Here is a 15,200-nt window from a genome sequence, read left to right as displayed (position 1 = left end):
GCGTTGGCGCTGGGGCGGGCGGGCTGGCAGGTGGCGGTGCTCGAACGCGCGGCCCGCTTCGCCGAGGTGGGCGCGGGCATTCAGATCGCGCCCAACGGCATGGCCGCGCTCGAGCTGTTGGGCGTGGGCGAGCGGGTGCGCGCGATCGCGGTACGGATGGACGAACTGCGCTTCCTCGACGCGCTGACCGGACGCCAGGTGGCCTGCGTGCCGCTGACCGGTGAGTACGAGGGCTTGTTCGGACACCCCTATGCCGTGGTGCACCGCGCCCAGCTGCACGCGCTGCTGCTCGAGGCCTGCGAGGCCGAGCCGGAGGTGAGTCTGCACGCCGGGTGCGCGGCCGTGGAATACGTCAACGAGGACGGCCGGGCCTCGGTGGTCACGGCCTCGGGCGAGCGGGTCTCGGGCGAGGTGGTGATCGGGGCCGACGGGGTGCGCTCCGCGCTGCGGCGCCAGATGGTGGGCGACGGCGATCCGCTGGTGTGCGGGATCACCGTGTTCCGCACCATCGTGCCGATGGAGGAGGTGCCGAGGGATCTGCGGGCCCTGCGTTCGGTGACCTGGTGGGCCGGTCCCGGCTGCCACCTGGTGCACTACCCGATCGCGGGCGGCAAGTACCTGAATCTGGCCCCCAGCAAGGAGACCGGCATCACCGAGGCGTTCGCGGCGGTGCCGGTCAGTACCGAGCATGTACTGGGCGAGCTGGACGTGCTCGGGCCGGCCGCGCGGCGGGTGCTGGAGCTGGGCCGGGACTGGCACACCTGGTCGATGATCGACCGGCGCCCGACCCGGGTGTGGACGGACGGACGGGTGGCGCTGCTCGGCGACGCCGCGCATCCGACGCTGCACTACACCGCCCAGGGGGCCTGCCAGGCGCTGGAGGACGCGGTGGGTCTGGCGAACCTGCTCTCCGCGGGCGATCCGGCGTCGGTGCCGGAGCAGCTCGGGCGCTACAGCGCGCTGCGGATGGAGCGCACGGCGCGGATCCAGCGGCTCGGCCGGGCGAGCATCCGGTTCTGGCATGCCGCCGGACCGGCGGCCGACGCGCGTAACGCCGCGTTGGCCGCCATGTCCGAAAACGAGCTGCACGGTTTCCTCTCCTGGATGCACGGCCCCGACGCGGTCAGGGACCTTCGGCCTTCCCCGGCGGTCTCGGTGCCGGCCTCAGTGGGCCAGGGTGCGTAGCGGCAGGACCTCGCGGACCATTCCGGCGAGGATGCCCGGGCCGTCCACGGTCAGCACCGACTCGGGGTGGAACTGGGCGGTGGCGAATCCGGGGCCGCGCATGGCGTGCACCGCACCGGTCTGCGGGTCCCGGCTCAGCCGCAGCGTGCCGAGGTCGGGGATCTCGACCTCGTCGACCGCGCTGTACGCCGAGAAGGTGTTGTAGAACCCGACCGCCTCGCGTGAGCCGAACAGCTCGACTGCCCGCTGCACACCCTGGTTGGGTGCGGGCAGCCGGCGCAGGTCGAGGCCGAGCGCGTGGCTGATCACCTGATGGCTCAGGCAGACCGCGAGCAGCGCCCGGCGCTGCCGCAGCAGGGTGCCGGCGGTCTCGCGCAGGATCCTGATCTTCGGATGGGTCAGGTCGCGCGGGTCGCCGGGCCCCGGGCCGAGCACGACCAGGTCGGCCTCGTCGAGGTCGAAGTGCTCGTCGAACCGCCGCACCTCCACCTTCAGGCCGAGCGAGCCGAGCTGCTGTCCGAGCATCGCGGTGAAGGTGTCTTCGGCATCGATGATCAGAGCCCGCATGCCGGCGAACCGGGTACCGCAGTGGTCCCGCTCGTCCGCCGGGTCGAACCAGTACTTTGCGATGCCCTGGTTGCGCCGCTCCAGCGCGCCGCACACGGCCCGGTCCGCGGCCAGGGCGCGGCCGACGGCCCCGGCCTCGCCGGCCGAGCGCACCGCCCGCTCCCCGCGCAGGGCCTTGACGAGCCCGTCGGCCTTGGCCCGGGTCTCGGCCGCCTCGGCGTAGGGGTCGGAGTGGCGGACCAGGGTCGCTCCGACGCTCAGCCGCAGCAGGCCCGCCTCGTCGATGTCCGCGGTGCGGATGGCGATGGCCGAGTCGAGGGTGCGCCGGCCCCGGCCGTCCCGGCCGATCAGCGCGAACACGCCGCTGTAGTAGCCGCGGCCGGCCGGCTCGTACTTGGCCAGTACCCGGCAGGCACTCTCCAGCGGACTTCCGGTGACGGTGGGCGCGAACAGCGTCTCGCGCAGGATCGTGCGCGGGTCGAGGTCGGTGTGGCCGTTGATGTAGTACTCGGTGTGGGCCAGATCCGCCATGCACTTGAGCAGCGGGCCCTGGACCCGGGCGCCGGAGTCGCACACCCGGCTCATCATCTTCAGTTCCTCGTCCACGACCATGTACAGCTCGTCGGTCTCCTTCGGGTCGCCGAGGAAGTCGAGCACGCCGGGGACGGTGGGGCCGGACTCCGGGTAGCGGTAGGTGCCGCTGATCGGATTCATCCAGGCCACGCCCTCGTCCAGGCTGACGTGGCGTTCGGGCGTGGCCCCGACCAGGGTGCGGGTGCCGGTGTGGATCGCGAAGCTCCAGTAGGCGCCGGGCTCGCGTACCAGCATTCTGAGGAACAGGGTCACGGCGGCGCGCGGGGAGTAGTCCGCGATGGTGGCCGAGTAGGTGCGCTTGATCACGAAGTTGGCGCCCTCGCCGGTGCCGATCTCGCGGTCCACCACGGTGCGCACGATCGCGGCGTACGCGTCGTCGTCGAGGTCGAAGGCCTCGCCGGAGATGCGCAGCGGCTCGTCGGCCATCCGGGCGAGCAGCGCGTCCACCGGCAGCACCGCCTGGTCCGCGACGCTGAGCGCGACCAGCTCGGTGCCGTCGTCCACGCACTCGAATCCGCGCTCGGAGATCTGCCGGTAGGGCACCAGCGCCAGCACATCGGCCCTGGGGCCGTCCACCGGATCGCTCGGCAGGGGTATCTGTTCGAGGGTGCCCGGGGTGGTCACGTCCCCGACCATCACCTCCACCGCCCCGCCGGCCGCTCCGCGCGGGCGCCACAGCAGCGCGAAGGGCGGCGGGTCCTCGCCGAGGACGAGGTCGAGCAGGCGGTGGGCGTGGGCGTGCGTGCGGTCTGCGGCGGTCATGTCAGGACCTCCTTCTCGGTCAGCACGACGGCGCAGGTGGCGGCGGCGTGTTCGAGGGTGTGCCGGTGCTCGGCCTCGGTGAAGTCGGCGACCGCGTCGCCGACGAGGAAGACCTCGAAGTCGTGGGTGAAGGCCTCGAGGGCGGTGGCGAGCACGCCCACGTGGGCGTAGACGCCGCACACGATCAGCTGGTCCCGCTTGTGCGCGCGCATCCGCTCGAGCAGGTCGGTGCGGTAGAAGGCGCTGTAGCGCCACTTCGGCAGCACCCAGTCGCCCGGGCGCGGCGCGAGCTGCGCGATGATCTCGCGGTCGCCCGGCTCGGCCTTCATCCCCGGGCCCCAGAAGTCGCGCAGCAGGCCGCGGTCGGGCTCGGTCATGTCGCCGGGCTGCGCGGTGAACGCCACCTGGACGCCGTGGTCCGCGCAGCGCCCGCGCAGCGCCTCGGCGTTGGCCACCAGCTCGGCCCGCAGCGCGGGCGGGAAGGCGCGCAGGAAGTAGTGCTGCATGTCGTGTACGAGCAGGACCGCGCGGTCGGGCTCGACCGTCCACGGCGCGATGTTCTCGGGCAGGTCGCCGGCCACGGGCAGGCGGTAGGTGTCGGTCTTCGGCAGGGCGGGCATGGTCGTTCCTCCTTCGGGGCGGGCCGGCTTCAGACGCCGAGGGTGGCGCCGCCGTCCACGGTCAGCGTGTGCATGGTGATGTGCGAGGCCTGATCCGAGAGCAGGTAGAACACGGCCTTGGCGATGTCGGTCGGGCTGGCCACCTTCCCGAGCGGGATGCCGACCTTGTAGGCGGACTGGTCGCCCGCGATCGTGGCCGCCTCGCCCGAGGGCCCGGCCCACATGGAGCGCAGCATCGGGGTGTCGGTGGAGCCGGGGGCGACGACGTTGCAGCGCACCCCGGCCCCGGCCAGCTCAAGGCCGAGGCACTTGGTGAACATCTCGGACGCGGCCTTGGAGGCGGCGTAGGCGGACATCTTGGTGCGCGGGGTGCCGGCCGCGTTGGAGGCCACGGTGACGATCGCGCCGCGGCCGCGCACGGCCATCCGGGCGCCGACCGCGCGGCTGACCAGGAACACCCCGGTGGTGTTGACCGCGAAGGTGGTCAGCCACTCCTCGGTGGGCAGTGTGATCGCAGAGCCCAGACGCAGTACGCCGGCCCCGTTGACCAGGTAGTGCAGCGGGCCCAGGGTGTGCTCGGCCCAGTCCACCGCGGCCTCGACCTGCGCCTCGTCGGACACGTCCACGGCCCGGGTGTGCACCTCGAGGCCGTCGGCCCCGAGCTTGCCGGCCAGTTCGGCCAGCTGCCGTGCGTCGCGGTCCACCGCGGCCACCCGCACCCCGGCCTCCGCCAGCACGCGCGCCACGGCCGCCCCGATCCCTCCAGCGGCTCCGGTGACCAGGGCGGTGTGCCCCGTCAGCTCGTTCGTGTTCATCCTCGTGTCTCCTTCGAAGTGTCCTGATGTTCGGGTTCACACATGTGCCGGGTCGCGGGGGGCGCCGGGTCAGCTGGCGCGGGCCGGTACGCCCGCGGCGTTCCACGCGGCGGCCACCCGGGCCGCCTGGCGCGGATTGAGCCGGGGGTCGCACAGGGTGGTGCGCTTGCCGGAGGCCTCGGCCACCCGGTCGGCGTCCTCGACGCACTCGGTGACGGCCTCGGGCGTGCTCTCCAGGTGCAGGCCGCCGGCCACGCCGCCGCCCTCGGCCACCGCGCGGCGGAAGCCGCGGATCTCGGCCACCACCCGCTCCAGGTACCGGGTCTTGGTGCCGTCGGGGGTGGTCACGGTGTTGCCGTGCATGGGGTCGCACAGCCAGATCACCGGGTGGCCGGCCGCGCGGACCGCCTCGACCAGCCGCGGCAGCCGCTCGGTGACCTTGTCCGCGCCCATCCGCGCCACCAGCGTCAGCCGGCCGGGCTCGCGGTGCGGGTCGAGCAGGGCGCACAGGCGCAGCGCCTCCTCGGGCTCGGTGCCCGGGCCGAGCTTGCAGCCGACCGGGTTCTCCACCGCGGCCAGCAGCGCCACGTGCGCGCCGTCGTGCTGCCGGGTGCGCTCGCCGATCCACGGGAAGTGGGTGGAGGTCAGCACCAGGCCGCCGGCGCCGTCCGGGCGCACCGAGGGCAGTTCGTAGTCCAGCGCCAGCGCCTCGTGGCTGGTCCACACCGGGCCCGCGGCCCGCGGCGCGCTCGCACCGCGCCAGCCGAGCAGGTCCATGATCCGCCCGGCCGCGTCGTGGCACTCGAGCAGATTCGCCGCCTCGCACCGGCGTCGGCGCGAGGTGGGCTCGGGCCGGTTGACCAGGTGGCCGCGGTACGGCTCGAGGGCCTGGCCGCCGACGTGCTCGACCGAGTTGGACCGGGGTTTGCAGTACTGGCCGGCGATCCGGCCCACGCGCACCACCGAGCCGTGGTCGAACGGCGCCATCCCGCGCGCCAGCAGGTCGAGTACCGCCACCCGCCGGCTCACGTCGGTGGGCGAGGTCTCCTGCGGGTCCTCGGCGCAGTCGCCGGTCTGCGCGACGCAGCCGGCGCCCAGGGCCACCTCGGCCAAGCGTTCGCGTAGGGCCCTGATATCACCCGGGCGCACCAGGGGCGCGCGTCCGGACAGGTCGCGTACGGCCTCGAGCGCGGCCACCGGGTCGGCCCAGCACGGCTGCTGCAGGGCCGGCCGGGACCTGACGTGCTCGATCAGCTCTCTCATGGTCTCGTCGCTCCTCGGTACGGGGATTTCCAGTGGGGGTATGCCTTCGAGTTCGAGGTTAAATAGGGGTCGACCCCTGGCAAAGAGTTATCTGGTGCGCGAATACGTACTCTTTCTCAGTGGTCCGATTCGGGGGTAGGACGGGCAGGTCGGAACGGGGTGGAAATACACCCTGCCCGATTGGGCAGGGTAGGTGCACAGGCCGGTCGAGCCCCTGGTCTGAGCGGCGTCAAGGTATACCGGCGATAAGGGCCCGAGGCGGTTGCCCCCTATTCTTCGAAGGCTTAGTGTCGAGGCCGTGACGCAGCGGAGATTTCGCGGATAAAGCGGATGTTCGCTTCCTGAGTCGACAAGAAGTAGCGAGGGGAATCGGATGATGGATCAGTCCACCGCGCGCCCGCCGTACGGAGTGGGTGTCCGGTCCATCGGCGCAGGGCTGCCGGCCCGGGTCGTGACGAACGCGGAACTCGAGGGCCCGCTGCGTACCACCGACGCCTGGATCACCAAGCGGATCGGAGTGCGCGAACGCCGCTGGGCGGCCGAGGGCGAGCACACCTCGCACCTCGGCGCGCGGGCCCTGCTCGACGCCTGCGACCGGGCCGGGATCTCACCCGAGACGCTGGACCTGGTGGTGTGCGGCACCTACACCCCGGACCAGATGGCCCCGGCCGCCGCGGTCGCGGTGATGCGCAATCTGGGCCTGTCCGGGATCCCCGGGTTCGACGTCAACAGCGGCGGCTGCGCCGGCGGCGTGTTCGCCCTCGATGTCGGCGCCCGGTACATCGCCGCGGGCCTCTACCGCCGGGTCGCGGTCGTGCTCGCCGACACCAACACCCGCGTGCTCGACCCGGCCGACCGGATCACCCAGGTCATCTTCGGCGACGGCGCGGCCTGCTACCTGCTCGAGCCGACCGTGCCCGGGGTCGGCCTCGGCGACGCCCTGATGCGCAGCGAACCGGGCGGCTACCAGATCGCCGGCGTGCGCCGGGAGAGCCGGACCTCAGAGGACGGAGTGGCGCGCAAGACCGGCTACGGCGAGAACTTCGCCTACATGGACGGGGCCGGGGTGTGGAACTTCGCCGTCGACAACGTTCCCGGATTCGTCGAGGAGCTGGTCAAGGCCGAGGACCTCGCGCTCGAGGACGTGGACCTCGTGGTCTTCCACCAGGCCAACGCCCGGCTGATCGAGGAGTTGGGCCGGCGCCTGTCGCTGCGCGAGGACCAGATGGTGTGCGTCGTGGACAAGTACGGCAACACCTCCGGCGCCGGCCTCGCCCTCGCCCTGCGCGAGGCCCAGGCCCAGGGCCGGCTCAACCCCGGCTCGGTGGTGGCGCTGGTCGCGTTCGGCGCCGGGATGAGCTACGGCGGCTCGGTGATCCGCTGGCCGGACGCCTCCGACTTCCTGCACCCCGCGGCGGGCGGCGCGGCCGACGCGTCCGACCCGGCCGGGCCGTGACGGCGGACGGCGGAGGCCGATCATGCGGATCGAGGGTAGCAGTGCCCTGATCACCGGCGGCACCTCCGGGCTCGGCCTCGCCGTGGCCCGGAGGCTGCTGGCGGGCGGGGCGAAGGTGGTGGTGACCGGGCGCGGCGAGGAACGCGGCCTGGCGGCGGTCCGGGAGTTGGGCCCGGGCGCGGAGTTCGTCTCGGCGGACGTGTGCGACGAGGAGGCGATGGCCAGGGCGGTGGACCGGGCCGCGGCGCTCGGCCGGTTCGGCGCGGCGGTGTGCTGCGCGGGCACCGGCGCGTTCGGCCGGACGCTGGGGCGGCGCGGGCCGCTGCCGCTGGCGGAGTTCACCGAGGTGATCTCGGCGAACCTGGTCGGCACGTTCAACACGGCCCGGCTGGCCGCGGCGGCCATGGCCGGGCTCGAACCGGACGACGGCGAGCGCGGCGCGATCGTGTGCTGCTCCTCGATCGCGGCCTTCGACGGCCAGCGCGGCCAGGTGGCGTACGCGACCTCGAAGGCGGCGGTGTGCGGGATGACGCTCCCGCTCGCGCGCGACCTGTCCGAGTACGGCATCCGCGTGGTCACGGTCGCGCCGGGCATCTTCGAGACCCCGATGGTCGCGGCCGTACGCCCGGATACGCTCGCGGCCATCGCCGCGCAGACCCCGCAGCCGTCCCGGCTGGGCCGGCCGGAGGAGTTCGCCGCGCTGGTCGCCCACGTCCTGGCGAACCCGATGCTCAACGGGGAGGTGATCAGGCTGGACGGTGCCTGCCGGCTGGGGCACGTCTGACGGCGTCGGCCGGGTACGCCAGGCGCGCAGCCGGGTACGTCCGGCGCCGGGCCGGGCGCCCGGCCGCCCGGCCCGATAGGGGTCGGGCAGAATCAGGGTTCTCATCGAGCCTCGGATAGGGCTCAATGGAGAGCGGGACCGTTCCCGCCGCCCCGGCGTGCCGGGAGCCCGGCCCGGCCGCCGGACACGGGGACGGACCCCCGCGTCCGCGGCGGGATCCACCCGCCCGGGCACCGCAGTCCGGAGTCACTCACAGGGAGTTCGAGATATGCGAGTACTGATAGCCGGCGCCACCGGGGCGATCGGCGCCGCCGCGGCCCGCCAGCTGGCGGCGGGAGGCCACGAGGTGGTGGGACTTGCCCGGTCCGACCGCCGCACGGCCGCCCTGGCCGGCGCCGGGATCCGGGTGGAGCAGGCGGACCTGCTCGACGCCGCCACCGTCCACGACGCCGTGCGCCGGGTCGCGCCCGAGGCCGTGGTGCACCTGGCCACGGCCATCCCGGCCGAACTCAACCCCAAGCACATCGACCGCGACTTCGCCCAGACCAACCTGCTGCGCACCCAGGGCGCGCGCAACCTGTTCGACGCCGCGTCCGCGGCCGGCGCGAGCCGGATCGTGGCCGAGGGCGTCGCCTTCGCCTACGACCCGGACGGCAAGGGCGCCGCGCACGAGGACGTGCCGCTGTGGCCGACCCCGCCCAAGACCTTCGCGCCCGTACTCGAGGCGATGCGCGAACTCGAGTCGCGCACCCGCGACGCGGGCGGCCTGGTGCTGCGCTTCGGCCACCTCTACGGCCCGAACACCGCCTTCGGCGCGGACGGCTCGTTCGTCAAGCAGGTGAAGGCGGGCAAGGTGCCGCTGGTCGGCGGGGGCACGTCCGTGTTCTCCTTCACCCACGCCGAGGACGCCGCCGCGGCGGTCGTGGCGGCGGTGGAGGGCAAGGCTCTGGGCGCGCTCAACATCGTCGACGACGACCCGGCCCGGATGGCCGTGTGGCTGCCGTACCTGGCCGAACTGCTCGGCGCGCGCAAGCCGCGCAGCGCCCCGGCGGCGCTGGCCAAGTTCGCGGTCGGCGACTGGGGCGTGGCCTATATGACCCGACTGCGCGGCGCCGACAACTCGCACGCCAAGAGCGCGCTCGCCTGGGCGCCGCGCTACTCCTCGTGGCGCGACGGCTTCAAGGAAATAACCTCAGGAAACTGACATCAGGACTCGGCCCGAACAGGGCTCAGGTCCATCAGGGCACGAGTGTGTGAGGGCGGGGGCGGGGCCCCGGAATCGGTCTCGGCCGAGGCCGGCGCGGCAACCCCCGCCTTTTCACCGGCATTCCCCCGCCTCTTCACTCAATCCCCTGAACAGCGCGTTCACCGCATTTCCCGCATTCACCGACCGCGCTGCGGCGTCCGTCCCCGTGATAGGCTCGCCGCGAAAGAAATCTTGTGCACCGCCCTGGAGAAATCCGCCGGACGATGTCAGGGGCCGCCCAGGCGCCGGCCGTCCACCCGCGTGGCCCGCTTCACCGCCACCGCGTTCCGTGAGGAGAGCCACGTGTCCGGATCCCGCGCCCTCGCCTTCGGCCACTACCAGCCCTCGCGGGTGTTGACCAACGCGGACCTGGAGAAAATGGTCGAGACCACCGACGAGTGGATCCGCTCCCGGGTCGGCATCGAGACGCGCCGGCTGGCCAAGCCGACCGAGACGGTCGCCGACATGGCGATCCAGGCGGCCCACAGCGTCCTGGCCAACGCCGGACTGACCGGTGCGGACATGGACATGGTGCTGGTCGCCACCTGCTCGGCCAAGGACCGCTCGCCGAACACCGCGGCCCGCGTCGCCGCCGCGATCGGCGCCGGATCCCCGGCCGCGATCGACCTGAACACCGCCTGCTCCGGCTTCACCCACGCGGTGGGCGTGGCGGACTCCTGCATCAGGGCCGGCTCGGCCCGCACCGTCCTGGTCATCGGCGTGGAGAAGCTCAGCGACTTCACCGACTGGACCGACCGCAGCACCTGCGTGCTGCTCGGCGACGGCGCCGGCGCGGTGATCCTGACCGCCTCCGAGGAGGCCGAGGTGAGCCCGGTGCTGTGGGGCTCGGTGCCGGAGATGGGCAACGCGGTGCGGATCGAGGCGCCGGCCGAGACCTTCGCCCAGGAGGGCCAGGCCGTCTACCGCTGGACCACGACCTCGCTGCCCGGGATCGCGCTCGAGGTCTGCCGCCGGGCCGGGGTCACCCCGGAGGACCTCGGCGCCGTCGTGCTGCACCAGGCCAACCTGCGCATCATCGAGTCCATCACCAAGAAGCTCGGCGCCACCAACGCCGTCATCGCCAAGGACGTGGTCGAGTCCGGCAACACCTCGGCCGCCAGCGTCCCGATCGCGCTGTCCAAGCTGATCGAGAAGAACGAGGTGAAGAAGGGCTCGCCGGTCCTGCTCTTCGCCTTCGGCGGCGGCCTGTCCTACGCCGGGCAGATCATCCACTGCCCGTGACGCTCCGGGGCCGGCGGGCCTGAGCCGATCCCGCGGGCCCCCTCTCGCGTTCTCTCGCGGAAAATCATTTGAGTTCCGGGGCGTGTCCTCGCGTACGATGTCCGGCGCGCTGCTCGGGATGAGATCCGCACGCCCCCAACCGCCTCCCCTTCGCCGAAGGTCGCTCTGACGACCTCCGGCGATCGGTGTTCCCGCGGCTGCCTCCGCACGAGAGAGTCACAGTCATCTGATATGAGCGACGACGCAGACCCGCCCGATCCCGCCGCGCGCCGAATCCCCGCGGCAACCACCCCGCTCGCACGGCTGCGCGGCCGGGAGGAGTGGAAGTTCTTCGCCGTGCTGCCGCGCGCCTCCCGGCCGCTGTGCACCACCTGGTGGGTCCTGACCGTCCTGCGCGGCGTGCTGCCAGGCCTGTTCACGGTGACGGTGGCCGCGCTCGTCTCGGCGGTGGACCGCGGCGCCCCGCCGACCGCGCCGATCCTGGCCGCCGGAGCCGTGTTCATCGCCATCCAACTGCTCGCACCCGTGCACGGGCAGGTCAGTGTGCTGCTCGGCGAGCGCCTGTCCCGGTGGCTGCACGACCGGCTGCTGCGGGCCACGACGCGCCCGAGCGGCTTGGCGCACCTGGAGTCGCGCGAGCTGGCCGACCGGCTGACCGCGGCGCGGGACTTCGACCTCGGCATCGCCGGACCGCCGATGGACATCTCCATGAACATCGTCGCGGGCGGCCTGGTCGGGATCGTGTCCGGGCTGAGCCAGGCCGCCGTGCTGGTCGAGTACGCCTGGTGGGCGCCGCTGCTGCTGGGCGGGGCCTGGGCGTCCACGCACTGGCTGCTGCGGGAGAGCAGCATCTGGGGCGAGCGGGACGAGGGCGAGGTGCGCGAGGCGCAGCGGCACGCCGAGTACGCCTACCGGCAGGCGGTGGACTCGGCCGCGGCGAAGGAGCTGCGGCTGTTCGGGCTGAGCGAGTGGACGGTGGCCCGGTTCACCGCGAGCCGGGAGCGGCTGGTCGACCTGCGCTGGACGGCCACCCGGCTGCGTCGCAAGCCCCTGCGCACCGTGATCCTGGTGCTGGTGGCGGCCAACGGCCTGTTTCTCTGGACCCTGGCACGCAGCGCGCAGTCCGGGACGGTGGACGTCGGCCAGATCACCGCGTTCGTGCAGGCGGCCATGGGCACCAGCGCGCTCGCCTTCGGCGGACTGAGCTGGGCCCTGCCGCCGGCCGCGCACTCGGTGGACACCGTGCTCGCGCTCGAGGCGGAGATGGCCGCGGTCGGCGACCTCGACGCGGGGGCTCCCGCCCCGGTCGGTGCGTCCGTCGTGGCGGCACCCGGCTTGGCGGGCGCGGCGGGCGCGGCGGCTCACGGCTCGGCGGGCGCGGCGGGCGCGGGCGTGACGCTGCGGCTGCGCGGGGTCCGCTTCACCTACCCCGGCAGCACCCGCCCGGTGCTCGACGGCCTCGATCTGACCGTGGAGGCCGGGACCTCGCTCGCCGTCGTCGGGGTGAACGGGGCGGGCAAGACCACGCTGGCGAAGCTGGTCTGCGGCCTGTACCGGCCGACCGGCGGCGTCATCGAGGCCGACGACGTCGACCTGCGCACCGTGGACGTGCTCGACTGGCGGCGCCGGGTGACCGCGGTGTTCCAGGACTTCATCCGCTACGACCTGCCGCTGCGCACGAACGTGGCCCCGCTCGGCGCCCCGGACGCCGCGATCACCGCCGCGCTCGCCGCCGCCGGGGCCGACGGGCTCACCGGCCTCGACACCCCGCTCGGCCGCGGCTACGAGGGCGCCACCGAGCTGTCCGGCGGCCAGTGGCAGCGGGTGGCGGTGGCCCGGGCACTGTGCGCGGTCGGCCAGGGCGCGGGCGTCGTCGTGCTCGACGAACCCACCGCCCAGCTCGACGTGCGGGGCGAGACCGAGATCTTCGAGCGGATCCTGCGGGCCACCCGGGGCTGCACGACGCTGCTCATCTCGCACCGCTTCTCCACCGTGCGCCGCGCCGACCGCATCTGCGTGCTCGAAGACGGCCGGGTGGCCGAACTCGGCACCCACGACGAACTGATGGCCCGCGGCGGGCGCTACCGCCGGATGTTCGACCTGCAGGCGTCCCGCTTCGTCGCCGAGGAGACCGATGAACCAGTCCACTGATCCGCTGCCGCCGGCCGGGGCCGCGCTGGCGCGCTCGCTGCGCCGCGGCTACCGCACCAACCCCGGCCTGATCACCGTCGCCCTCGTCACCACCCTGGCCGCCGCCGCCCCCGACGCCCTGTTCGCCCTGGGACTTGCCGCACTGGTCCAGGGCGTCACGGCGGGAGACGGCCTGCGGATCACCGAGGCGGTGGCGTTCGTCGGCGTGCTCGCCACCGCGAGCTGGCTGCTGAACGTGGTCAGCGACCGGGCCAACCGGCGCTTCGCCGACCGCGCGGCGGTGGCCCTCGAAGCGCACGTGGCCGAGTTGCAGTCCACGATCTCCACCATCGAACACCACGAGCGCGCCGACCACCTCGACCGGATCTCCGTCCTGCGCGACCACGCGGACGCGCTGAGCCTGCTCTACAGCCAGCTGTTCAGCACCGTCGGCACGCTCGTGCGGCTGGTGCTGACCGTGGGCCTGCTGATGTCGGTCGACCCGCTGTTCGGGCTGCTCGCCCTCGCCGCCGTCCCGGGCGTGCTGGTGGCGAACCGGCGATCCGCGGTGGAGAAGGCGGTGGAGGAGGCCGGCGCCCAGCACGAGCGGCGCGCCCGGCACCTGTTCGACCTCGGCACCTCGGCCGCTGCGGGCAAGGAGATCCGCGTCGCGGGCGTGCAGCAGTGGCTGCGCGAGCAGCACTGGGCGGCCTGGACCCGCCGCTCCGCGCCGCTCACCCGGGTCAGGTGGGTCAGCACCGCCTGGAGCGCGGCCTGCGCGACCCTGTTCGGCGCCGCGTTCCTCGCCGTCGTCGCGGTCGCGGCGCACCAGGGCGGGTCGGGGTCGGGTGTATTGCGCGGCTCCGGCCAGACCGCGGCGCAGGTCGCGCTCGTCCTCGCGGCCGGCAGCCGGCTGTCCCAGTTCATCTCCGACAGCGCCTCGCAGACCCAGTTCTTCCGCGCCATCTGGCTCGACGTCGCGCGTCGGCTGGCCTGGCTGGAGGACTTCGCCGCCGCGGGCGCCGCCCGCGCCGATCGGCCCGCCCCGCAACGGATCCGGCACGGCATCCGGCTGGAGGAGGTGACCTTCCGGTATCCCGGCACCGACCGCACCGTGCTGGACCGGGTGAACCTGGATCTCCCGGCGGGCACCGTGATCGCGATCGTCGGCGAGAACGGCGCGGGCAAGTCGACCCTGGTCAAGCTGCTGTGCGGCTTCTACACGCCCACCTCGGGCCGGATCACCGTGGACGGGGCCGACCTCGGCCGCATCGACCCGGCCGACTGGCGCCGACGGCTGGCCGGCGCCTTCCAGGACTTCTTCCGGTTCGAATACCCGGCGCGCGTGGCCGTGGGCGTGGGCGACCTGGACCGGATCGCGGACGACGACGCCGTCCGGCACGCGATCGAGCGGGCGGGTGCGCAGGACGTGATCGACCGGCTCGAGCACGGCCTCGACAGCCAGCTCGGTCTGACCTGGCCGGGCGGCACCGATCTGTCGCACGGCCAGTGGCAGAAGCTCGCGCTGGCCCGCGGCTTCATGCGCGACACGCCCCTGCTGCTGGTGCTGGACGAGCCGACCTCGGCCCTGGACGCGGAGATCGAGCACGCGCTGTTCGAACGCTTCGCCGCGGCCGCCCACGCCGACACCCGCGCCGAGACCGGCGGCATCACGCTGCTGGTCTCACACCGGTTCTCCACCGTACGGATGGCCGACCTGATCATCGTGCTGAGCGGCGAGACCGTCGCCGAGTACGGCACGCACGAGCAGCTGACCGCGCGGGCCGGGATCTACGCGGAGCTCTACGGCATCCAGGAGTCCGCCTACCGCGCGGGCTATCAGAACTCGGGCGCCACAGCCTCCTTATTCACCTCCACGTCCCCCGACCCCGCCTGAGCCCCGCTCCCTACCCGATCCTCGCCGCCACCGCCGCCACGTCCCCCTCCACCACCGCCGCACTGCGCGTCGTGACGTAGCCGAGCTGCTCGTTCACCTGCCGCATGTGCACGTTCGCGGCGGCGGTGGAGGTGGTGACCGTGGCGATCTCGGTGCCCGCGGCCATGAGCCAGCGCATCATCTCCGCCTTGACCACGCGCCCGAGCCCGTGCCCGCGGTGCTCCGGCAGCACGGCCGTGAACTGCTGCATCGCCATCGTCGGCTCGCTCGGGTGCACCAGGATCTCGGTGAACCCGACCACCTCGCCGTCCTCGCGGCAGGCCGCCACGACGAAGTACTCGAACGCCCGCTCCCGATAGCCCGCCTCCTGTGCCCGCAGCGACGCCACCGTCCAGTCCGGCAACTTCCGGCTCACGGCACCGCGCGGCGCGTCGTCCACCGCGACCCGCGAGCGGACGAAGGACTCCACGACGTCCTCCGGCGCCGCACCCCGCCACCGCAGCGTGTAGTAGCCCGCGGGCGAGGACACGTGCCACCGCCGCGGATCCACGGACGCGACCTCCAGGCTCTGCGTGACGGACCGGTGTACGACCTCGAACCCGGCCGCCACCGCCCAGCGTTCCCCCGCCCCGTCCGAGG

At 73.4% G+C, this 15,200-nt stretch carries 12 protein-coding genes; 7 read left to right on the top strand and 5 right to left on the bottom strand.

The genetic code is table 11. The features are described 5' to 3' along the window. Positions 1–1,185 (top strand): FAD-dependent monooxygenase (locus KDL01_RS30345; protein ID WP_212532088.1); only part of this gene is annotated, 1,185 nt, incomplete at its 5' end. On the opposite strand, the gene KDL01_RS30340 is transcribed toward KDL01_RS30345, so the two are convergent. The 4 genes from KDL01_RS30340 to KDL01_RS30325 all read right to left on the bottom strand — a co-directional run bounded on the left by KDL01_RS30340 (position 1,165) and on the right by KDL01_RS30325 (position 5,806). Next, positions 1,165–3,108, bottom strand: coding sequence for an anthranilate synthase family protein (locus tag KDL01_RS30340; RefSeq protein WP_212532087.1), 1,944 nt, complete (start codon positions 3,106–3,108; stop codon positions 1,165–1,167). The genes KDL01_RS30345 and KDL01_RS30340 overlap by 21 nt on opposite strands. Beyond that, complete coding sequence (locus KDL01_RS30335; protein ID WP_212532086.1) at positions 3,105–3,728, bottom strand: isochorismatase family protein; 624 nt, start codon at positions 3,726–3,728, stop codon at positions 3,105–3,107. Before KDL01_RS30335 ends, KDL01_RS30340 begins: the two co-directional genes overlap by 4 nt. Before the next feature lie 29 nt (positions 3,729–3,757). Continuing rightward, a complete protein-coding gene (locus tag KDL01_RS30330; RefSeq protein ID WP_212532085.1) occupies positions 3,758–4,543 on the bottom strand; it encodes a 2,3-dihydro-2,3-dihydroxybenzoate dehydrogenase in 786 nt (261 codons plus the stop codon). A 69-nt stretch (positions 4,544–4,612) separates the two neighbouring features. After that, the gene (locus KDL01_RS30325; protein ID WP_212532084.1) at positions 4,613–5,806 is read right to left on the bottom strand and encodes a 3-deoxy-7-phosphoheptulonate synthase; all 1,194 of its coding nucleotides are present in this window, start codon (positions 5,804–5,806) and stop codon (positions 4,613–4,615) included. A 373-nt stretch (positions 5,807–6,179) separates the two neighbouring features. On the opposite strand from KDL01_RS30325, the gene KDL01_RS30320 reads away from it, so the two are divergent. From KDL01_RS30320 to KDL01_RS30295, 6 genes are all read left to right on the top strand, one after another. Beyond that, entirely contained in the window at positions 6,180–7,262 is a 1,083-nt protein-coding gene (locus KDL01_RS30320) for a 3-oxoacyl-ACP synthase III family protein (protein WP_212532083.1), read from the top strand. A 22-nt stretch (positions 7,263–7,284) separates the two neighbouring features. Beyond that, a complete protein-coding gene (locus KDL01_RS30315) occupies positions 7,285–8,046 on the top strand; it encodes an SDR family NAD(P)-dependent oxidoreductase (protein ID WP_212532082.1) in 762 nt (253 codons plus the stop codon). A 268-nt stretch (positions 8,047–8,314) separates the two neighbouring features. Further along, on the top strand, positions 8,315–9,250 hold the full coding sequence (locus KDL01_RS30310; protein ID WP_212532081.1) for an NAD-dependent epimerase/dehydratase family protein: 936 nt from the start codon (positions 8,315–8,317) through the stop codon (positions 9,248–9,250). A 345-nt stretch (positions 9,251–9,595) separates the two neighbouring features. After that, positions 9,596–10,534 (top strand): beta-ketoacyl-ACP synthase III, encoded by a 939-nt coding sequence (locus tag KDL01_RS30305; protein ID WP_212532080.1) that lies wholly within the window; start codon positions 9,596–9,598, stop codon positions 10,532–10,534. Positions 10,535–10,765: 231 nt separating this feature from the next. Beyond that, a complete protein-coding gene (locus tag KDL01_RS30300; protein WP_212532079.1) occupies positions 10,766–12,685 on the top strand; it encodes an ABC transporter ATP-binding protein in 1,920 nt (639 codons plus the stop codon). Further along, complete coding sequence (locus KDL01_RS30295) at positions 12,669–14,561, top strand: ABC transporter ATP-binding protein (RefSeq protein WP_212532078.1); 1,893 nt, start codon at positions 12,669–12,671, stop codon at positions 14,559–14,561. Before KDL01_RS30300 ends, KDL01_RS30295 begins: the two co-directional genes overlap by 17 nt. 10 nt (positions 14,562–14,571) lie before the next feature. On the opposite strand, the gene KDL01_RS30290 is transcribed toward KDL01_RS30295, so the two are convergent. After that, positions 14,572–15,200: GNAT family N-acetyltransferase (locus tag KDL01_RS30290; protein ID WP_212532077.1), on the bottom strand; the 629-nt coding region annotated here is incomplete at its 5' end.

Origin of the sequence: Actinospica durhamensis (genome assembly GCF_018139695.1) — a bacterium.
Lineage (GTDB): Bacteria > Actinomycetota > Actinomycetes > Streptomycetales > Catenulisporaceae > Actinospica > Actinospica durhamensis.
Note: the sequence above shows the minus strand (reverse complement) of the source record. Positions and strands in the feature narration are given on the sequence as shown.